Origin of the sequence: Microbispora catharanthi (genome assembly GCF_006334915.2) — a bacterium.
Lineage (GTDB): Bacteria > Actinomycetota > Actinomycetes > Streptosporangiales > Streptosporangiaceae > Microbispora > Microbispora catharanthi.
Genome location: NZ_VDMA02000002.1, coordinates 60,496 through 79,483 on the forward strand (window position 1 = coordinate 60,496; position 18,988 = coordinate 79,483).

An 18,988-nucleotide genomic window follows, 5' to 3' on the forward strand; every position below is an offset into this window, starting at 1 on the left:
AACGTATCCACCCAGTCACGATCCGCCTAGTAACGGAGTGGACTCGTCGTGCGCGTACTCATCCAGTTGCGTCCGTCCCCCGACCTGGTCGCCGCCGTCGCCGACCCGTCGGTCCCCTCGATGGCGTCGGACGTGGCCGACGGCCTGCCCGGGGTCGTCCTCGACCACTCGTACGCCCCCGTGGCCGTGCCCCGCCCGATGCCCGCGTCCCCCGGCGGGGACCCGCTGTCGCTCAACCAGCCGCTGGTCTTCTCCATGGCGCCCCAGGACGCCTCGGTCGTGGTCCGCGGGGAGATCGCCGACGACGAGGTCACCAGCAGGATCGCCCTCCTGCCCGCGGCCCGCCGCGACGTGGTCGCGGTGTACGCCGACCCGGCGATCGAGACCTCGCTCACCTGCGGGGGCGACCCCGCCGTCGGCGACTGGCACGACGTCGAACGCCTGCTACGCGTGCCCGACCTGACGGCCGAGGGGCTGGACGGCTCCGGCGTCCCCCTCGCGGTCGTCGACACCGGCATCAACGCGGCGTACGTCAAGTCCGCCCGCGGCCACGACGTGACAGTGGATCACGAGCGGAGCTGGAACCCTCAGAGCGTCTCCGGAACCCCGGGGGACTTCCCTGTCGACCACGGCACCATGTGCGCCTTCGACGCGCTGATCGCCGCGCCCAAGGCGTCGCTGGTGGATGTGCCCGTGCTGCTGTCGCGGCGGCAGGGCGGCTCGACGCTCGACGGCCTGCTGTCCGACGCGATCGCCGCGTACGCCCATCTGCGCGAGGTCCTCGACGCCCAGCCCGCCGAATCGCGGGCGCTCGTGGTGACCAACAGCTGGGGGTCGTTCTCCCCGCGCTGGGACTTCCCGCCCGGACACCCCGGCAACTACTCCGACAACCCGGCCCATCCGTTCAACCTGATCGTCGGCAGCCTGGCCGAGGCGGGGGCGGACATCCTGTTCGCCGCGGGCAACTGCGGGACGCAGTGCCGCGACAGCAGGTGCGCCTACCCCGACCGGCCCATCGTCGGGGCCAACTCCCATCCCCGCGCGCTGTCGATCGGCGGAATCGACACGGCGGGCACACGGGTGGGCTACTCCTCGCAGGGCCCCGGCCGACTGGCCGCGCGCAAGCCGGACGTCTGCTCCTACACGCACTTCGCCGGCTCAGGCGCGCTCGGCGACGGCGAGCCCGACTCGGGCACCTCGGCGGCCTGCCCCGTCGCGGCCGGGCTGGTCGCCGCCGTACGCTCCCGCTGGCCCTCGACGGTGCTGCCGCCCGCCCAGCTCAGGACCCTGCTCCGCCGGACGGCCGATGATCGCAGTGCCGTAGGGTATGACCACGACTACGGATACGGCGTGGTGGACGCCGCCGGCATCATCGCCGCGCTGCGCCGCCGAGCCGCGAAGGCGGCCTGAATACCACAGCGCCGCGAAGGCGGCCTGAGAACCACAGCGCCGCGAGAGCGGCCTGAGGCCGCCGCGTCGTCCGGTGACGAGACGTCCAGCAGGGAGGCGGGGCCGGTGGCCGAGGTGCTCATCACCGTGCGGCTCGCCGCGCCCGCGACGCTGGAGGCCGCGATGCGGCGGCTCGGCCTCACCGAGGACGAGGTCGACGCCGCGTACGGCCTGGTGCCGGTCGATCCCGGCAGGAACCTGTACGTCCTGCGGGTGACGGAGGACGCCGGACGGCGCGTCGGCGACTCGGGCGCCGGGGCGGCGGACGGCGGGCCTTACTCCGATCCGCCCATCGAGCCCTACGGCCCGCCGCGATGACCGCTCCGGTCTGGGTGGTGTCCGGTCCGCCGGGCGCGGGCAAGTCGACCGTCTGCGACCTGCTGCTGGCCCGCCTCGACCCCGTGCCCGCCCTGCTCGACAAGGACACGATGTACGGCGGCTTCGTCGAGGCCACGCTCGCCGCGTACGGCAGGCCCCCGGGCGAGCGTGAGGGGCCGTGGTACGACGAGCACGTCAAGCGGCACGAGTACGCCGGCATGACGGCGACGGCCAGGGAGATCCGCTCCCACGGCTGCCCGGTGATGCTCGGCGGGCCCTTCACCTCCCAGGTGCACGACGCGGCGCTCTGGCACGCGTGGGTGGAGGCGCTGGGCGGACCTGAGGTGCGCCTGATCTGGATCCGCTCCGACGGCCCGACGCTGCGTGAGCGGCTCATCCGCCGGGGCCTCGCCAGGGACGGGCAGAAGCTGGAGAGGTTCGCCGAATATCTGCGCGCCATCCGCGTCGACGAGCCGCCCGCCGTGCCCTACGACGAGGTCGACAACCGCCTCGGCGCCCCGCCGCTGGAGGTCCAGATCGACCGGCTGCCGGCGAGGGCGTAGGCGGCGCCTCCAATCGTTCCCGTCTGGTGTCGCGGAACGCGGGGATGTGAGGCAAACGGTCGGTCGCCCCTCTCACTTCAGTCGAACGGGCGGTCGAGTCCAATACCGTCCGAGGCATGGAAGCGATGCGCTTCCGTCGCGTCCGGGCGCGCGGCGCCCGGGCCGGTCCCGATCGGTCCCAGAGCATGGAGACGACCTTGAAGGCAGTCACGATCCAGGCATTCGGAAGTCCCGAAGGTCTGGCGGTCATCGACCTCCCTGCCCCGGCTCCCGGAGCCGGGCAGGTGCTGATCGCCACCGAGGCGATCGGCGTCGGCGGCGTCGACGCCGTGATCCGAAGCGGCGCTCTGGCTGCCTACGGTTTCACGGAAGGCCATATCCCCGGCGGCGAGGTGGCGGGCACCGTGATCGCCGTCGGCGACGACGTCGACACGTCGTGGATCGGGCAGCGGGTGTGGGCGTTCACCGGCGTGGGCGGCGGCTACGTCGAACAGGCGATCGCCGCGATCGAGGAGGTCCTTCCCCTTCCCGCGAGCCTGTCCGCCGTCGACGCGGTGACGCTCGGGAGCTCCGGGGTGGTGGCCCACTTCGGCCTTTCCCATGCCCGCTTCGCGCCCGGCGAGTCGGTGCTGGTACGCGGCGCGGCCGGCAGCATCGGGATCATGACGGTCCAGCTCGCCGCTCACGGCGGTGCCGGCGCGGTGGCGGTCACGACGTCGTCGGCCGAGCGCGGCGAGCGCCTGCGCGCGCTCGGCGCGACCCACGTGCTCGACCGCTCCGGCGAGGGCGGCGCGGACGCTCCCGCGGGCTACGACGTCATCATCGACATCGTCGCCGGCGCGGACATGCCTTCGTTCTTCGCCAAGCTCAACCCGAACGGTCGCATGGTGGCCGTCGGCGCGGTCGGAGGCCAGCCGCCGGCGGACTTCGGCATGAGGATGATGGCGGCGTTCCGGAAGTCGATGTCGTTCGCCACGTTCAGCGCCGACACCGTGGCCGGGCCCGAGCGGCGTGCCGTGAGGACCGAGCAGTTCGCCGCCGCGAGTCGCGGCGCGCTGCACACGGTGGTGCACGAGGTGCTGCCGTTGGAGCAAGCCGTGTCGGCGCACCGGAAGATGGACGCGGGCGAGGTGTTCGGCAGGATCGTGCTGACGCCGTAGCCCTCGCGGCTCACGCCGGTCGCCGGTTACACGATCCCGTGCCCGTACGCGGCGGCGAGCGGCCGCAGGTCGGGGACGCCGAAGACCGCGCACATCGACGCGAACGTCTCGGCCTTGTCCTCGCCGTAGCGGCGGACGTGGGCCGCGTAGGAGTCGGCGGTGACGAATCTCGGCGGGTCGGTCTTGCTGTGGAACTTGTCCGCGAACATCACGAGCTCTTCCTCGGCCGACTCCGCGTGATAGTCGGCGGGAGGCAGCGGCAGGCCCTGTCGCAGCACGTCCTCCCGGCTGATGCCCACACCCGTGTGGTGAGAGCAGAACCGGCACAGGCTCTCGGGTAGTCCCTCCCCGCGGAGCAGTTCGTGGCCGAGGATCCCATGGCGCACGTAACCGGCGTGGTCGAGCCGTCCGTCCTCGTCGTAGAGCAGGTAGACGCCGATGTCGTGCAGGAGGCTTCCGGCCCGCACCAACTCGGCGTCGACGTCGAGCCCGGCGCGGTCGGCCAGCCGCAGGGCGATCGCGCAGACGATCTCGCAGTGCGTGTGGACGAGGTCGAACGCTTCCTCCGTGGGCGCGTGTTTCGCGTGCAGTGCGCGGATCTCAGCGTCCGTCGGAAGCCGCATGCGCGGAGTCTAGCAAGCGACGATCATGGGCCATGGGACGCGGCTCAGGAGGGCACCCGTTCGCCCAGGCTCTCGCGCAGGCTCCTGATCTCCTCGCGCAGGGCCGACAGCTCGGCGAGCGTCGAGCGGTCGTCCCTGGCCTCCTCCTCCATCGCGCTCACCACGACCGCGATGAAGAGGTTCAGCACGACGAAGGTGCAGACCAGGACGAACACCACAAAGTAGATCCATGACGAGGGATGACTCTCCATCAGCTGCCGGTTGATCTCCGACCAGCCGTCCCCCGTCATGACCTGGAACAACGTGTACAGCGACGTGGGCAGGTCGCCGAAGTACTCGGGCGCGGCGGCGCCGTACAGCTTGGTGCCCATGACGGCGCCGACGTACAGGACGAGGCCGAGCAGGACGACGATCGAGGTCATCCCCGGGATGGCGGTGAGCAGCGCGGAGACCACCCGCCGCAGCGACGGCACCACCGAGATCAGCCGCAGCGCCCGCAGGACGCGCAGAGCCCGCAGCACCGACAGGCCGCCCGCCGTGGGGAGGAACGAGAAGCCGATGATCAGCAGGTCGAAGACGTTCCAGGCGTCGCGGAGGAACCGCCACCCGTAGACGTAGATCTTGGCCAGAATCTCCGCCACGAAGACGTACAGGGCGACATGGTCGGCGACGTGCAGTTCCGTGCCGTACCGGGCGACCGCCTCGGCGGAGGTCTCGACGCCCAGCGTGGCCGCGTTGAAGAGGATCACCACGGTGATCGCCTGCTGGAACCGCCGCGACTCGATCAGGCGGCGGACACGTTCACGCACGAAGGACTCCTGGGGGCCATGGAAGATCGCCACAGAGCCTAGTGCCACCGCCCGACATATCCGTTCCCGGTCGGTCTGAAGCACTCCGGGCTCAGTGTTCGATCCACTCACGTCGCGCCGTCACCGCATGGCGGCCGCCGCCGCGAGGTGGGATGACGGACGGAAAGCCCAAGTTTCCGGACCTGTCTTCGCGACCGTCCTTGGCGCGTCCTCGGGCCGCCGGGAGAGTCGAGCCATGACTCAGACGACACCCGGCACGCAGGAAACGGAGCATCGGAGCCTGGGAACGCTCATCCGGGCCTGGCGGGATCGCGCGCTGCTGACCCAGGAGCAGCTCGCCGACCGGGCAGGCGTCAACGTCCGCACCATCGGCAGGCTCGAAGGCGACGTCGTGGGGCGACCCCGCAGTGCGTCGCTTCAGCGGCTGGCCGAGGCGCTGGGCCTGGACGGGCGGGAGCGGGCGGCGCTCGCCGCGGCCGCCTGCCGCATGCCGGCCCGGCGCGACGCGGGGTACGCATGCCCCGGCATCCCGCACCGCGGGGCGCCCGAACAGGAGGCCGGCTCTCTGGGGCGAGAGCAGAACGACACCGGCCTGACGGAGGGCGTGCATATGATCGGCCGCAGCGCCGGGGCCGTCCGGTCCGATCACCGGCTCGTACGCCGGTTTCCGGAGCCGTGTCTCCTCGTGGATCTGTCGGGTAGGCCGGAGCCCGACGAGGTGCTCCGCCACCTGTTGTGCACGCTCCGCCTGCCTCACGGGGAGACCTCGAACCTCGGGGACTGGGGCCGGCTCTACCAGACGGTCCTGACCGGCCACAGGCTGCTGATCGTGCTCGCGGACGCCGCGCCCGCGAGGGTCGGATCCGCGTGCCGGTGCCGGTCCCGCCGGGATGCCCGGCGCTGATCCCCAGCCAGATCGTCCGACAGAGCCGCGGAGCGCGACGCCCCTCCGGGGACGATCCGGAAGGGCGCCGCGGATGGTGGTCTCAGGCGGCCACGGCGCGGCTCGCGAGCGGCTCATCGCTCCTGCAGACCACGCAGAAGAGCCAGAGCTGGACCGCGACGATGCTGCTGCCGTCGCGGATGTAACGGCAGTAGGCGCGGTAGTTCCCGGTCGCCTCGTACGCGCTGCCCGCGGCCACGCACTTCCCGCATGCGTTGGGCTGGGAGTAGGTGGCTTCGAGGAAGGAGCCCGACGGGGGAAGTGAGGTCGAGCAACTCACAGCGGGCGCGAGGCCGGCCGTGGAAGGTTCCGCCCGCACCGGGGCCGCGCTCGCGATTCCGCTCGACATCAGCGCGAAAGCCGCGCCCAGTCCGATGGCCGTCTTCGTGAAGCGCACAGTCATGATGCCTCTCTTTCGATGGCTTCCATTGGGCGTGACCGGCGCCGCCGGTCGTCTCGGCGGTCAGCGCTCCGCGGGACCGGCGCCTGTTGAGGCCGCCCACACCCCGTCGGCCCGGTCGCACGCCTCGGCGGCGTGCGTGGGGCTGACGCCGGTCTCCCTGAGCACGTCGTAGCAGAAGACGTAGCCGCCGATCTCCCCGCTGGCGGCCCGTTCGCAGGCCATCCTCTTCGCCGTCGTCTCCGGATAACCCGCGCCGGCGAGGTAGGAGAGACAGTCACTGGGGGACGCCTGGGCGGGGGACGCGACGACGACCGCCGACCCGGCCGCCGCCAGGGCGACAGCGACCGTCGTGGCCGCTCGGAACCGTCTGAACATGCGAGTCTTTCCCTTCTGCGGAACCGTTTCCGGGGGAACCGCCTCGTGCGGCCTTCACGTCGGCGGCTTCGGAGGGCCGGGAGGGGAGCAGTGGCACTCCCTGCCGCAGAACGACGTGCAGCACCGGTCCTGGGATCCACTCTCATGGCTGCGTACGTGGCGGACCAGGGCGTCCACCGGACATTCGTCGGGTATTCGCGGCATGCCCGATTGCCTGTGCGACTTCGGGCCGCGAGCCCGTGGACCGGCGGCCGCGGTCCGGTCCGGTCCGGTCCGGCCTCCAGCCCGGCGAACCGCGCAAGCCCGCCTCGGCGGACAGGCCGCGCTCCGGCGCGGATCTCAGCGGGCGGCGGCGTCGACGGCCTGGGCCGACAGGACGTGGTCGAGGACCATGAGCGCGCAGCCGGTGATGCCCGCGCCGGGGCCGAGGTGGCTGCGCTCGATGCGCAGGCTGCGGGTGGCGAGCTGGGTGGAGCGCCGGTAGACGACCTCGCGCACGCCCGACACCAGCGGCTGGAACATCTCGGCGACGTCGCCCCCGAGGACCACGACGGCGGGGTTGAGCAGGTTGACCGCGCCGGAGATGACCTCGCCGAGCCAGCGACCGGCCTGCCGCACCACGGCCATGGTCTCCGCGTCGCCGGCCCGGACCAGGGCGGTCACGTCGGCGAGCGACATCACGTCGCGGCCCTTGGCCCGCAGGTCGCGCAGGATCGCGGTGCCGCTGGCGACCGAGTCGACGCAGTCGAGGTTGCCGCAGCGGCACAGCACGCCCCCGCCGTCCCGCACGGGGATGTGCCCGATCTCCCCGGCCGCGCCGAGCGCGCCGCGCAGGATGCCGCCGCCGGAGATCACTCCCGCGCCGATCCGGGTGGAGACCTTCACGAACAGCAGGTCGTCGAGTTCCGACGCGTAGACGACCCGGTGCTCGCCCATCGCGATGACGTTCACGTCGTTGTCCACGAGCACCGGCACGCGGAACCGCTCGGCGATGATCGGCGGGATCACCACGCCGGTCCAGCTCGCCATTACGCGGGCGCTCTCGACCCGTCCTGCGGCGAACTCCACGGTCGCCGGCACGCCCAGCCCGATGCCGACGACGTCGTCCCGCCCGTCGAGCAGCTTCTCCCAGGTGTCCATGAGCAGGGGCAGGACGACGCCCGGCCCCTCCTCGACGTCGATGTCCAGGTCGGTGCGGTGCAGCACCTCGCCCGCGAGGTCGCACAGCGCGATCTGGGTGCGGCGGGCGCCGAGCGAGGCCACCGGGACGACTCCCCCGGAGGCGGCGAAGCGCAGCCGCATGGGCGGGCGGCCTCCGGTGGACGGCCCCTCGGCGTCCTCCAGGATCAGCCCGCGCTGAAGCAGATCGGCGACGCGGTGCGCTACGGCGGGGCGGGACAGGCCCGTCACACGGCCGATGTCGGCGCGCGTCACCGCCTCCCCGCTCCGGATGAGCTGGAGGACCTCGCCGGTGGTGGCTAGACGTGACATCGAGCGTAAGTGAAGCACAGGAACTCACCTAAGTTCAATGACTTATTCATTCTGAGTTACAAAAGTGGGCTTGAAAAGTCGCATAACTTCCCGATACTGTCCCATCCGTGCCCGATCGACACCTGGTGCCCGATCAACGGATCGGGGCCGGACGCGCCGCCGGGCACACGTCCCGGGACGACAGCCCCGGGGCGAGTTGGACCCGCCTCGCGGCGGCCCCGGCAGGAGGAGGACCTTCCGTGACGAACCCCGTTATCACCGAGGTCACCGATCGCGTGGTCGCGCGGAGCCGCGAAAGCCGCGGGGCCTACCTGGAGCGGGTGCGCCGCGCCGGGGCCGAGCTGCGTGAGCGGGGGCCGGCCCGGGGGCGGCTCGGCTGCGCCAACCTGGCCCACGGCTTCGCCGCCGCGCCCGCCGAGGACAAGCTCGACCTGCGCGGTACGGCGAAGCCCGGCGTTGCCATCGTGACGTCGTACAACGACATGCTGTCGGCGCACCAGCCGTACGAGACCTACCCGCCGGAGCTGAAGCGGGCGGTCCGGGCGGCGGGCGGCGTGGCGCAGGTGGCGGGCGGCGTGCCCGCGATGTGCGACGGCATCACCCAGGGCAGGGCGGGCATGGAGCTGTCGCTCTACAGCCGCGACGTGATCGCGATGGCGACCGCGATCGCGCTGTCGCACGACATGTTCGACGCGGCCCTGCTGCTCGGGGTCTGCGACAAGATCGTCCCGGGGCTGCTCGTCGGCGCCTTACACTTCGGGCACCTACCGGCCATATTCGTCCCCGCCGGGCCGATGACCTCGGGCCTGCCCAACAAGGTCAAGGCCAGGGCGCGGCAGTCCTTCGCCGAAGGCAAGATCGGCCGCCTGGAGATGCTCGACGCCGAGGCGGCGTCCTACCACTCCCCCGGCACCTGCACGTTCTACGGCACCGCCAACTCCAACCAGCTCCTCATGGAGGTCATGGGCCTCCACCTGCCGGGGGCGACGTTCGTCAACCCGCACACCGAGCTGCGGCACGCGCTGACCGCGGCGGCGGCGCGGCGGGCGGTCGAGATCACCCCGCACGGCGAGGACTACACGCCCGTCGCCGAGATCGTGGACGAGAAGGCGATCGTCAACGCGGTCGTCGCGCTGCTCGCCTCCGGCGGCTCCACCAACCACACGATGCACCTGGTCGCTATGGCGGCGGCCGCTGGCATCGAGCTGACCTGGGACGACATGGCGGCCCTGTCCAAGGTCGTGCCGCTGATCACCCGGATGTACCCCAACGGCCAGGCGGACGTGAACCACTTCCAGGCCGCGGGCGGCATGGCGGTGTTCATCGGCGACCTGCTGGACGCCGGGCTGCTCCACGAGGACGTGCTCACGGTCGCCGGGCGCGGCCTCGGCCTCTACCGCTCCGCCCCGGCGCTCAAGGAGGGCGCGCTGGTGTGGGAGGAGCGGACAGAGCCCAGCGCCGACACCGAGGTCCTGCGGCCGGTCGCCGAGCCGTTCTCCCCCGACGGAGGCATCCACATGCTGTCGGGCAACCTGGGCCGGGCGGTGAGCAAGGTCTCCGCCGTCAAGCCCGCGCACCTGGTGATCGAGGCCCCCGCCAAGGTGTTCGACGACCAGCTCGATCTGCTCGCCGCGTTCGAGCGGGGCGAGCTCGACGGGCAGGACTTCGTCGCGGTCGTCCGCTACCAGGGCCCCCGGGCCAACGGCATGCCGGAGCTGCACAAGCTCACGCCGCCGCTGGCCGTCCTGCTCGACCGCGGCCAGAAGGTGGCCATCGTCACCGACGGCCGCATGTCCGGCGCCTCGGGGAAGGTCCCCGCGGCGATCCACCTGTCTCCCGAGGCCGCCGACGGCGGGCCGATCGCGCTGGTGCGCGACGGCGACGTGATCCGCCTCGACTCGGCCGCCGGGACCCTCACCGTGCTCGCCGACCTCACCGGGCGTACGCCGGAGGGCGCCCCGCTGACCGACGAGCAGTGGGCCGGCACCGGCCGCGAGCTGTTCGCCTCCTTCCGCCGCACGGTCGGCCCGGCCGAGCGCGGGGCGAGCGTCTTCGGAGGTGCCGCGTGAGCCTTCCCTGGCTGGTCGCGGACATCGGCGGAACCAACGCCAGGTTCGGTTTGGTGACGCGGCCCGGAGGGCAGCCGGAGGCGGTAGCCGTACTCGACGTTTCCCAGCATCTCGGCCTTGCCGATGCCGTAGCCGCCTATCTCGCAGACCATGCGGGCGGAGTTCGGCCGGGGGCCGCGTGCCTGGCGATCGCCGGTCCGGTCGACAACGACCGGTACCGGCTGACGAACGCGGGATGGTCGGGATCCGTGGAAAAGCTCGGCATCCCGCGTACGGTGCTGCTCAACGACTTCGAGGCGCTGGCGATCTCGCTGCCGCACCTGGCGGGGGACGACCTCCTGCCGCTCGGCGGCCCGCCGCCGACCGCCGGCCTGACGAAGGCCGTGCTCGGACCCGGCACCGGGCTCGGGGTGGCCGGTCTCGTGCCCGTGCGGGAGGGCTGGCAGCCGGTGCCCGGCGAGGGCGGGCACGTGGCGGTTCCCACCGTCACGGACCTGGAGATGGAGATCGTCAGGGCGCTGCGCGCGGACGGCCTGCCGTACGTGGACGCCGAGCACCTGCTGTCGGGCACCGGGCTGCCGCGCCTGCACCGCGGGCTCGCGCTCGTGCGCGGCGTCGCGCCCGAGGCCCGTACGGCGGCGCAGATCACCTCCTCGGACGAGCCGCTGTGCGCCGAGACCGTGGAGGTCTTCCTCGCCCTGCTCGGCGGCTTCGCCGGCGGCGTGGCGCTCACCCTCGGCGCGCGGGGCGGGGTCTACCTGGGCGGCGGCGTGCTGCCGCGCCTGGTCTCGCGGATCCCCGGCAGCGCGTTCCGGGCCCGGTTCGAGACGACCGCGCCGGCGCTGACCGAGTACGCCGCCGCGATCGCCACCGTTCTGATCATCGCCGAGCAGCCGGCGCTGACGGGTGCGGCCGCCTGGCTCGCCCAACGAAACCCCCATGTGGAGCTGGTATGAGCAACCTTCTCGACCTCGCGCCGGTCGTCCCGGTGGTCGTCCTCGACGACGCCGAGAGCGCCGTCCCCCTCGCCCGGGCCCTGGTGGCGGGCGGGCTGCCGGTCATCGAGGTCACGCTGCGCACTCCGGTCGCCCTCGACGCGATCCGGCGGATCGCCGCCGAGGTGCCGGAGGCCGTGATCGGCGCGGGCACCGTGCGCTCGCCCGAGGACGTGGAGGCCGCGGCCGGGGCCGGCGCTCGCTTCCTCGTCTCCCCCGGCACCACGCCCGGCCTGCTCGCGGCCATGCTCGCCTCGGGCGTGCCGTTCCTGCCGGGCGTCGCCACGGCCACCGAGGCGATGACGCTGGCCGAGCGCGGCGTGCGCGAGCTCAAGTTCTTCCCGGCCGAGCCGGCCGGCGGTGTCGCGTACCTGAAGTCGCTGGGCGGCCCGCTGCCCGACGTGCGGTTCTGCCCCACGGGCGGGATCACGCCGTCGAACGCGCCGGCCTACCTCGCCCTGCCGAACGTCGGCTGCGTCGGCGGAAGCTGGCTCACGCCGCGCAGCCTCGTGACGGCGGGCGACTTCGCCAGGATCGAGAAGCTCGCGTCCGAGGCCGCCGCGCTGCGTCCTTGAGCGCTCCCACCCGCGCTGCGTCCATTAGCGCTCCCCTCGCGCTGCGCCCCTGAGCGCTCGCTGAGTTTCCCCAGCTCGCCGGCCCGTCCTTCCTCCCTCGGCGGAGCCGGTGGCCATGCTCGCGCCCGCGACCCGGGCACGTCCATGGGTGCCGGGCCCGCGACCGCTCACCTGCGGTGGCGGGCCCGGCGTCGTCTCACGACACAGCACCCAGTCTCACGACACAGCACCCAGTCTCACGACACCGGGCCCAGCAGGGCGTCCAGGCCGATCGGGTCCTCGTGCGTGCCCTCCGAGGTGCACGCGTGCGCCCCGGCCACCGCGCCCAGCCGTACGCACTCCTCCAGGGGCCGGTCGGCCAGGCGGCCGTACAGGAAGCCCGACACGAACGCGTCGCCGGCGCCGTTGCTGTCGGCCACCGGGCCCGGCAGCGGCTCGGCCGGGAAGCCGCGGACCTTCCCTTCGGCCAGCACGTGGCAGCCCTCGGCCCCGTCCGTGCACACGACCACCGACGCGCGGCCCCGCTCCGCGATCGCCCGCATGACCTCCTCGCGCCGCCCGCCGAGCTTGGTCGCGGACAGGAAGACCACGTCGGAGGAGTAGGCGAAGTCCTCGTGGTGCGGGTTCTCGCCGTCCCAGTCGTGCAGGTCGGTCGAGACCGTCGTGCCGTCCGGGATGTCGGCGTACACGTGCCGGGCGAAGTCCACGATCGAGACGTGGACGTGCCGGGCCGATCGGAGGGCCGGCAGGTAAAGGTCGCGGGGCATCCGCTGGCCGGGGACGGCCCGGGGGTCGAAGAGCGAGAGGCGCCTGCCGTCTGGGCCCACGAGCAGGACGCTGCGGCGGGTGCCCGCCTCGGACGGGGCGTGGGCGAAGTCCACGCCGCGGGCGGCGAGGTGGTCGCGGATCAGCGCGCCCTGCGGGTCGTCGCCGATGAGGTCGACGAACTTCACGCGCAGGCCGAGGGCGTGGCAGCCGAGCGCTACTCCCGCGCCGGTGTTGCCGATCCGGTCCACGACGGGCGGCACGGCGTAGGTGTCGGCGTACGGCAGGGGCAGTTCGGGCACGTAGACGGTCGTGTCGACACCGGCGCCGCCGACGACCAGGACGTCGAAGGGGTGATCGGTCATTCGCAACGCTCCTGAGGACGTCATGAGGGTCCGGCGCGGTGATCTCGCACGGTCGCCGGAACGGGGGTGAAAGGCGATCAGGCCGGGGCGGGCATGCCGGGACCGGCCTGCGGGTACAGCGGACCCGCGCCGGGCGCTTCACGCCGCACGGGCGGCCGGGACCGGTGGCGGCAGCGGCCGGGGTCAGGCGGCAGCGGCAAGGCTCAGCGGTTGACCAGCGGGCCCGAGCTGGTGGAGCCGCGCACCACGAGCTCGGGCTGGTAGACCAGCTCGACGTGCTTGGCGGGAGTGCCGCCGATCTCCTCGAGCAGGGTCTCGACGGCGGCGGCCGCCATCGCGCCGATCGGCTTGCGCACGGTCGTCAGCGGCGGGTCGGTGAACGCCATCAGCGGCGAGTCGTCGAACCCGACGACCGACACGTCCCCGGGCACCGACAGCCCGCGCTCGCGGGCGGCGCGGATCGCGCCGAGCGCCATGAGGTCGCTCGCGCAGAAGATCCCGGTGCAGCCGCGGTCGAGCAGCGCCGAGGCGGCGGCCTGCCCGCCCTCGACGGAGAACAGCGAGTGCTGGATGAGGTCGTCGACGTCGGCCCGGCCGAGCAGCTGCGTCATCGCCTGGCGGAAGCCCTCGATCTTGCGGATGACCGGGACGAAGCGCCGCTGCCCCAGCGCGAGGCCGATGCGCTCGTGCCCGAGGTCCACCAGATGCTGCACGGCCAGGCGCGCGGCGAGCCGGTCGTCGGGCGAGATGAACGGCACCGGGATGGCCTCGTTGTAGCCGTCGACGAGCACGATCGGCAGCCCCCGGTCGGTGAGCCGGGTGTAGCGGTCCATCCGCGCGGTGGTGTCGGCGTGCAGGCCGGAGACGAAGACGATGCCGGACACGCCCCGGTCGAGGAGCATCTCGGTGAACTCGTCCTCGGGGGCACCGCCGGGCTCCTGCGTGCACAGGATCGGCGTGTAGCCGTGCTGGATCAGCGACTTCTCCATCGCCTGCGCGAACGCCGGGAAGATCGGGTTGCCGAGCTCCGGGATCACCAGGCCGATCAGGCCGTTGCTGCGCTGGCGCAGCCGCTGGGGCCGCTCGTAGCCCATCAGGTCGAGGGCGGTGAGCACGGCCTGGCGGGTGGCCGGGGAGACCCCCGCCTTGCCGTTGAGCACACGGCTCACCGTCGCCTCGCTGACTCCGGCCTGGGCGGCGATGTCGGCGAGCCGTGTGTTGTTCATGAGCATTACTTTAGACATTGTTCCCGGTCCACCAGGTGGCGGAGTCGGGCGCGAGCCGGACCACCCCGCCGGACGTCTCCGGCCCGCCGCTGGCCAGCAGCAGGTCGCCCGGCGCCTCGATCTCCACCCACTCCGGCGTCATGTTGAGCACGCAGACGAACGAGTCGCCGCGCCGGAACGCCAGCGTGCCGGCCGGGCTGTCGATCCAGGTCAGCGTGCCGTCGCCCAGCTCCGGGTGCTCCCGCCTGAGGGTGAGAGCGGCCCGGTAGAGGCTGAGCATCGACGCGCCGTCCCGCAGCTGCGCCTCCACCGACAGGTCGCGCCAGCCGGCCGGCATCGGCAGCCAGCTCTCGTAGATCCCCGGCGGGGTGAAGCCGTACGGCGGCTCGCCCGCGGCGGTCCACGGGAGCGGCACCCGGCAGCCGTCGCGCCCGCTGTCGGGGTCGCGCAGCCGCTGCGGGTCCTGCAGGTACTGCTCGGGCAGGTCGAGCACCTCGGGCAGCCCCAGCTCCTCGCCCTGGTAGACGTAGGCCGAGCCGGGCAGTGCCAGCATGAGCAGCGCCGCCGCCCGCGCCCTGCGCAGGCCGCGCTCGCCGCCGCCATAGCGGGTGACGTGCCGCTTGACGTCGTGGTTGGACAGCACCCAGGTCGGGGGCGCGTCCACCAGCGCCGACGTGCGCACCGACTCGTCGATGACCTCCCGGAAGCGCGCCGCGTCCCAGGGCGTCTTGAGAAAGTGGAAGTTGAACGCCTGGTGCAGCTCGTCGGGGCGGACGTAGTTGGCCAGCCGCTCGGGCGAGGGCGCCCACGCCTCGGCCACCCCGATCCGCTCGCCCTCGTAGGAGTCGAGGATGCGGCGCCAGGCCCGGTGGATCTCGTGCACGCCGTCCTGGTCGAAGAACGGCACGACCTGCGCGCCGATCATCTCGGCCTGGCCCCGGGCTCCCACATCGGGCAGGCCCGGCGCCTTGACCATGCCGTGCGCCACGTCGATCCGGAAGCCGTCCACGCCGAGGTCGAGCCAGAACCGCAGCACGTCGGCGAACTCCTCGTGCACCTCCGGGTGCTCCCAGTTGAGGTCCGGCTGCTCGGGGGCGAACAGGTGCAGGTACCACTGGCCGTCCTCGACCCGGGTCCAGGCGGGCCCGCCGAAGATCGACTCCCAGTCGTTGGGCGGCAGCTCGCCCGCCGCGCCCTTGCCCTCGCGGAAGATGTAGCGCTCCCGCTCGGGGCTGCCCGGCCCGGCCAGCAGCGCCGCCTCGAACCAGGGGTGGCGGTGGGAGGTGTGGTTGGGCACCACGTCCACGATGATCCGCAGGCCCAGCCGGTGGGCGTCCGCGATCAGCGCCTGAGCGTCCGCCAGCGAGCCGAAGAGCGGATCGACGTCGCGGTAGTCGGCCACGTCGTATCCGAAGTCGGCCATCGGCGAGGGGTAGAACGGCGTCAGCCAGATCGCGTCCACGCCGAGGTCGGACAGATACCGCAGGCGGCTGCGCACGCCGAGCAGGTCGCCGATCCCGTCGCCGTTGCCGTCCGCGAAGCTGCGGACGTACACCTGGTAGATCACCGCGTCGCGCCACCACCGGGTCGCGACCGCGGACGGCTGGACGGCGAGTTCGGTCATTGGGATCCCCCGATTCTCATATAGGGTCACGCCTTCGTCGCGCCGGCCGTCAGGCCGGTGACGAGGTGGCGCTGGACGAGCAGGAAGACGACGGCCGCCGGGATGGCGATCAGCACCGACGAGGCCGTCAGCAGGCCCCACTCCGCCTTGTGCTGGCCGACGAACTGGCTCAGGCCGACCGCGAGCGTGTACTTGTCGTCGCCTGTCATGAACGCGGTCGCGTACGCGACCTCCGCCCAGGCGGTGATGAACGAGTAGAACGCGGCCACGGCCAGGCCGGGCTTGGCCAGCGGCAGGATGAGCCGCCAGAACGTGCCGAAGGGGGACAGGCCGTCCACCCGGCCCGCCTCGTCGATCGTCACGGGGACGGTGTCGAAGTAGCCCTTCATCATCCACGCGCAGAACGGCACGGTGGAGGTGAGGTAGGCGATGACGAGGGACGGGAACTGGTTGATCAGTCCGAGCCCGGCCATCAGGTTGTAGATCGGCACGATCAGGATCGCCACGGGGAACATTTGCGTGATCAGCAGCATCCACATCACCGTGCGGAAGCCCGGGAAGCGGAAGCGGCTGACCGCGTAGCCGGTGGTCGCCGACAGCAGCACGCCGAGCACGGCCGTGATGAGCGAGACGACGACGGAGTTGGCGGCCCACGTCAGGAACCGGGTCTCCCCCAGGACCTGGGTGTAGTTGGCGAGCGTGGGGTGGTCGATCGGCGCCACCGAGGCGGTCTCGATGACCGTCCGCGGCTTGAGCGAGGTCAGCACCAGCCACGCGACCGGGAACACCGACACGATGCTCGCCGCGATCAGCGTGAGGTGCAGGGCGATCGACTTGCCGGGGCTGCGCCTGTCGCGGCTCCACGCGCCGGCGGGAGCGGCCCGGCTCACCATGCCTCCCCCTGCTGCCTGAGCGCGCGCCGGTAGACCGTGGCCATCACGACGAGCAGCGCGAGGATCACCATGCCCCAGGCGGCGGAGCCCGAGTAGTTCCTGATGCCCTCGAACGCCTGGCGGTAGGCGTACGTCACGAGGATCTCCGTGGCTCCGCCCGGTCCTCCCTTGGTCAGCAGGAAGATGACCGGGAACTGGTTGAACGTCCAGATCGTGCCGAGCAGGACGACCGTGTTCGACACCGGGCGCAGGCCCGGCAGCGTGATGTGGCGGAAGCGCTGCCACGGCGTGGCGCCGTCCACCTCGGCGGCCTCGTGCAGCTCGCGCGGGATGGCCTGCAGGCCGCCGAGCAGCGCGAGCATCATGAACGGCACGCCCAGCCACACGTTGCAGGCGATCACCGAGACCTTGGCCCAGAACGGGTCGTCCAGCCAGGCGATCCCGGCGAACCCGGCGGCCCGCAGCATGGCGTTGACCACGCCGAACTCGCCGTTCAGCAGGTAGCGCCAGATGAAGGCGGACACGAAGGCCGGCACGGCCCAGGGCAGCACGAGCAGAATCCGGTAGAGCGACCTCAGCCGCATGGGCCGGTTCAGCAGCATCGCCAGGCCGAGGCCGATGCCCACGTGCAGGGCGACGCACACGACCGTCCACACGACCGTCCAGGCCAGCCGTCCGAGGAACTCCGAGGACGTGAGGATGTCGGCGTAGTTCTTCAGGCCCACGAACTCGTAGGTGGACGGGATGACGTTCATCCCGATCGTGCGGCCCATGTTGCCCTCGGTCGCGTCGGTGAGCGACAGGTACACGCCCCGCACGAGGGGGTAGCCGACCAGCACCAGCATCACGATGACGACCGGCGCGGTCATCGCCCAGGCGTACCAGTGACGCGACAGGAGGCGCCGCGCCCCGGAACGGGGCGCGGCCCTTCTCGTCGCGACGACGTCAGCCGTCATGTCCTACAGGCTCCAGCCCTTGAGGATGCCCTGGTATGCGGTGGCGACGTCCTTGAGCATGGGCTCGGTGGTCGTCTGCCCGCCGGCGAGCTTCTGGTAGCCGTCGACCAGCGGCTGGAACAGCGAGGCGGCCTCGGGGATCCAGGGACGCTCGACGGCCGTCTCCATCGGCTTCTGCCACTGGGCGATCTTCGGGTTGGCCGTGGCCTCGGGGGCGCTGTAGGCGGGCTGGCGGGTCGGCAGCAGGCCGAGCTTGCCGGCGATCTTGGCCTGGCTCTCCGCGCTGTCCATGAACTGGACGAACAGGTACGACGCGTCGAGGTTCTTGGAACCGGCGTAGACGGTGTAGTCGTGGCCGCCCAGGGGCGAGCCCGCCTTCGCCGAGCCGGCCGGGACCGGGGCGACGCCGAAGTTGTCCGGGTTGTCCTTGAACACCTTGCCACCGAGGTTGTCGGCGTTCGACCACGGACCATTGAAGATCATCGCGACCTTGCCGTCCTTGAACGCGGTCTCGGCGTTCGTGTAGCTGTCCTGCAGCGCCGGCTTGACCGCGGCGCCCGACGTGATCAGGTCCTCGACGACCTTCACCCCCGCCACGCTCTGCGGGGACGAGATCGTGATCTTCTTGTTCTGGACGTCGACGAAGTCGCCGCCCTCGCCGTAGATGAACGGAAGCAGGAAGTAGGCGTCCACGTTCAGGGCGAGTCCGCCCGCTCCGGTCTTCGACTTGACGTCGAGCGCCGCCTTCTTGAGGTCGGCCATCGTCGCCGGAGGCTCGTCGTAGCCCGCCTTCTTCAGTAGTTCCTTGTTGTACAGGAGGCCGAGGGTGTCCGTCACCTGCGGCACGCCGTACGTCTTGCCGTTGTACTTGCCGCTGGCGGACGGGACGGGCAGGAACTCCTCGGGCTTGTCGACCGCGGGGGTGCCGTCGAGCGGCGCGAGGTAGCCGAGCGAGGCGAACTCCGCGACCCACCCCACGTCGGTGCGCAGCACGTCGGGCGCGCCCGACCCGGACTGCGCGGCGGTCTTGAACTTGTCGCGCGCGTTCGCGAACGGCACGTTGACGTAGTTGACCTTGATCTTCGGGTACTTGGCCTCGAAGTCCTTGATGATCTCCTGGAAGACCGGGCCCTCGGTCGTGGCGTCCGAGGTGTCCCACCAGGTGACCGTGCCGGTCACCTCGGCGGGGGCGGCGCTCTTGGCCGGGGCCGATCCGGCGTCGCCGGAACCGTCGCCACAGGCGGTGACCGCCAAAGCGAGCGCCGCGGCCACCGCCGCGGACGTGAGGACTCGCCTCATCTGCGTCGCACTCCTTGCTCAGGGGGATTTGAGCGGAACGTAACAGGGGTGCGAAGGGGATGAAAGTCCTTACAGAAACTTTCAGCA

The 18,988-nt window shown here is 71.9% G+C and carries 19 protein-coding genes; 8 read left to right on the top strand and 11 right to left on the bottom strand.

All coding sequences use genetic code 11. From position 1 onward, the window contains the following. Window positions 1-48: 48 nt before the first annotated feature. The 4 genes from FH610_RS03570 (at window position 49) to FH610_RS03585 (ending at window position 3,490) form a co-directional block, all read left to right on the top strand. Complete coding sequence (locus FH610_RS03570; protein ID WP_139572834.1) at window positions 49-1,410, top strand: S8 family peptidase; 1,362 nt, start codon at window positions 49-51, stop codon at window positions 1,408-1,410. Window positions 1,411-1,515: 105 nt separating this feature from the next. Next, entirely contained in the window at window positions 1,516-1,767 is a 252-nt protein-coding gene (locus tag FH610_RS03575) for a hypothetical protein (protein ID WP_240808733.1), read from the top strand. After that, entirely contained in the window at window positions 1,764-2,330 is a 567-nt protein-coding gene (locus FH610_RS03580; RefSeq protein ID WP_139572835.1) for a P-loop nucleotide/nucleoside kinase family protein, read from the top strand. The genes FH610_RS03575 and FH610_RS03580 overlap by 4 nt, the downstream gene beginning before the upstream one ends. A 116-nt stretch (window positions 2,331-2,446) precedes the next feature. Continuing rightward, entirely contained in the window at window positions 2,447-3,490 is a 1,044-nt protein-coding gene (locus FH610_RS03585) for a zinc-dependent alcohol dehydrogenase family protein (RefSeq protein ID WP_240808734.1), read from the top strand. Between the two features lie 26 nt (window positions 3,491-3,516). Here FH610_RS03585 and FH610_RS03590 read toward each other — a convergent pair whose 3' ends face one another. Together FH610_RS03590 and FH610_RS03595 are read right to left on the bottom strand one after the other, a co-directional pair. Continuing rightward, on the bottom strand, window positions 3,517-4,113 hold the full coding sequence (locus tag FH610_RS03590) for an HD domain-containing protein (RefSeq protein ID WP_139572836.1): 597 nt from the start codon (window positions 4,111-4,113) through the stop codon (window positions 3,517-3,519). 44 nt (window positions 4,114-4,157) lie between these two features. Continuing rightward, window positions 4,158-4,922 carry an ion transporter gene (locus FH610_RS03595; RefSeq protein WP_139572837.1) on the bottom strand — a complete coding sequence of 255 codons (765 nt, stop codon included), beginning with the start codon at window positions 4,920-4,922 and terminating at the stop codon, window positions 4,158-4,160. Window positions 4,923-5,157: 235 nt separating this feature from the next. Here FH610_RS03595 and FH610_RS03600 point away from each other — a divergent pair, with 235 nt between their 5' ends. Beyond that, the gene (locus FH610_RS03600; protein WP_161627902.1) at window positions 5,158-5,826 is read left to right on the top strand and encodes a helix-turn-helix domain-containing protein; all 669 of its coding nucleotides are present in this window, start codon (window positions 5,158-5,160) and stop codon (window positions 5,824-5,826) included. Between the two features lie 82 nt (window positions 5,827-5,908). Here FH610_RS03600 and FH610_RS03605 read toward each other — a convergent pair whose 3' ends face one another. From FH610_RS03605 to FH610_RS03615, 3 genes are all read right to left on the bottom strand, one after another. Next, the gene (locus FH610_RS03605; RefSeq protein ID WP_139572839.1) at window positions 5,909-6,268 is read right to left on the bottom strand and encodes a hypothetical protein; all 360 of its coding nucleotides are present in this window, start codon (window positions 6,266-6,268) and stop codon (window positions 5,909-5,911) included. A 60-nt stretch (window positions 6,269-6,328) separates the two neighbouring features. Further along, window positions 6,329-6,643: a hypothetical protein gene (locus tag FH610_RS03610; protein WP_139572840.1), complete on the bottom strand. Its 315-nt coding sequence runs from the start codon at window positions 6,641-6,643 to the stop codon at window positions 6,329-6,331. 339 nt (window positions 6,644-6,982) lie between these two features. Next, the gene (locus tag FH610_RS03615; RefSeq protein WP_139572841.1) at window positions 6,983-8,134 is read right to left on the bottom strand and encodes an ROK family transcriptional regulator; all 1,152 of its coding nucleotides are present in this window, start codon (window positions 8,132-8,134) and stop codon (window positions 6,983-6,985) included. A 239-nt stretch (window positions 8,135-8,373) separates the two neighbouring features. On the opposite strand from FH610_RS03615, the gene edd reads away from it, so the two are divergent. From edd to eda, 3 genes are read left to right on the top strand one after another with little or no spacing between them, the layout of a single operon-like run. Beyond that, window positions 8,374-10,203 carry a phosphogluconate dehydratase gene (gene edd / locus FH610_RS03620; protein WP_139572842.1) on the top strand — a complete coding sequence of 610 codons (1,830 nt, stop codon included), beginning with the start codon at window positions 8,374-8,376 and terminating at the stop codon, window positions 10,201-10,203. After that, a complete protein-coding gene (locus FH610_RS03625; RefSeq protein WP_139572843.1) occupies window positions 10,200-11,159 on the top strand; it encodes a glucokinase in 960 nt (319 codons plus the stop codon). The genes edd and FH610_RS03625 overlap by 4 nt, the downstream gene beginning before the upstream one ends. Beyond that, a complete protein-coding gene (gene eda / locus FH610_RS03630) occupies window positions 11,156-11,773 on the top strand; it encodes a bifunctional 4-hydroxy-2-oxoglutarate aldolase/2-dehydro-3-deoxy-phosphogluconate aldolase (protein WP_139572844.1) in 618 nt (205 codons plus the stop codon). The genes FH610_RS03625 and eda overlap by 4 nt, the downstream gene beginning before the upstream one ends. 236 nt (window positions 11,774-12,009) lie before the next feature. On the opposite strand, the gene FH610_RS03635 is transcribed toward eda, so the two are convergent. The 6 genes from FH610_RS03635 to FH610_RS03660 form a co-directional block, all read right to left on the bottom strand. Continuing rightward, window positions 12,010-12,903, bottom strand: a complete 894-nt coding sequence (locus tag FH610_RS03635) for a carbohydrate kinase family protein (protein WP_139572845.1) — start codon at window positions 12,901-12,903, stop codon at window positions 12,010-12,012. Between the two features lie 203 nt (window positions 12,904-13,106). Continuing rightward, complete coding sequence (locus FH610_RS03640) at window positions 13,107-14,129, bottom strand: LacI family DNA-binding transcriptional regulator (RefSeq protein WP_205825535.1); 1,023 nt, start codon at window positions 14,127-14,129, stop codon at window positions 13,107-13,109. Between the two features lie 10 nt (window positions 14,130-14,139). After that, complete coding sequence (locus tag FH610_RS03645; protein WP_139572847.1) at window positions 14,140-15,753, bottom strand: glycoside hydrolase family 13 protein; 1,614 nt, start codon at window positions 15,751-15,753, stop codon at window positions 14,140-14,142. A 26-nt stretch (window positions 15,754-15,779) separates the two neighbouring features. Next, window positions 15,780-16,646, bottom strand: coding sequence for a sugar ABC transporter permease (locus FH610_RS03650; protein ID WP_139572848.1), 867 nt, complete (start codon window positions 16,644-16,646; stop codon window positions 15,780-15,782). Then, window positions 16,640-17,602 carry a carbohydrate ABC transporter permease gene (locus FH610_RS03655; RefSeq protein ID WP_139572849.1) on the bottom strand — a complete coding sequence of 321 codons (963 nt, stop codon included), beginning with the start codon at window positions 17,600-17,602 and terminating at the stop codon, window positions 16,640-16,642. Before FH610_RS03655 ends, FH610_RS03650 begins: the two co-directional genes overlap by 7 nt. A 3-nt stretch (window positions 17,603-17,605) precedes the next feature. Further along, complete coding sequence (locus FH610_RS03660; RefSeq protein WP_139572850.1) at window positions 17,606-18,901, bottom strand: extracellular solute-binding protein; 1,296 nt, start codon at window positions 18,899-18,901, stop codon at window positions 17,606-17,608. Window positions 18,902-18,988 lie beyond the last annotated feature (87 nt).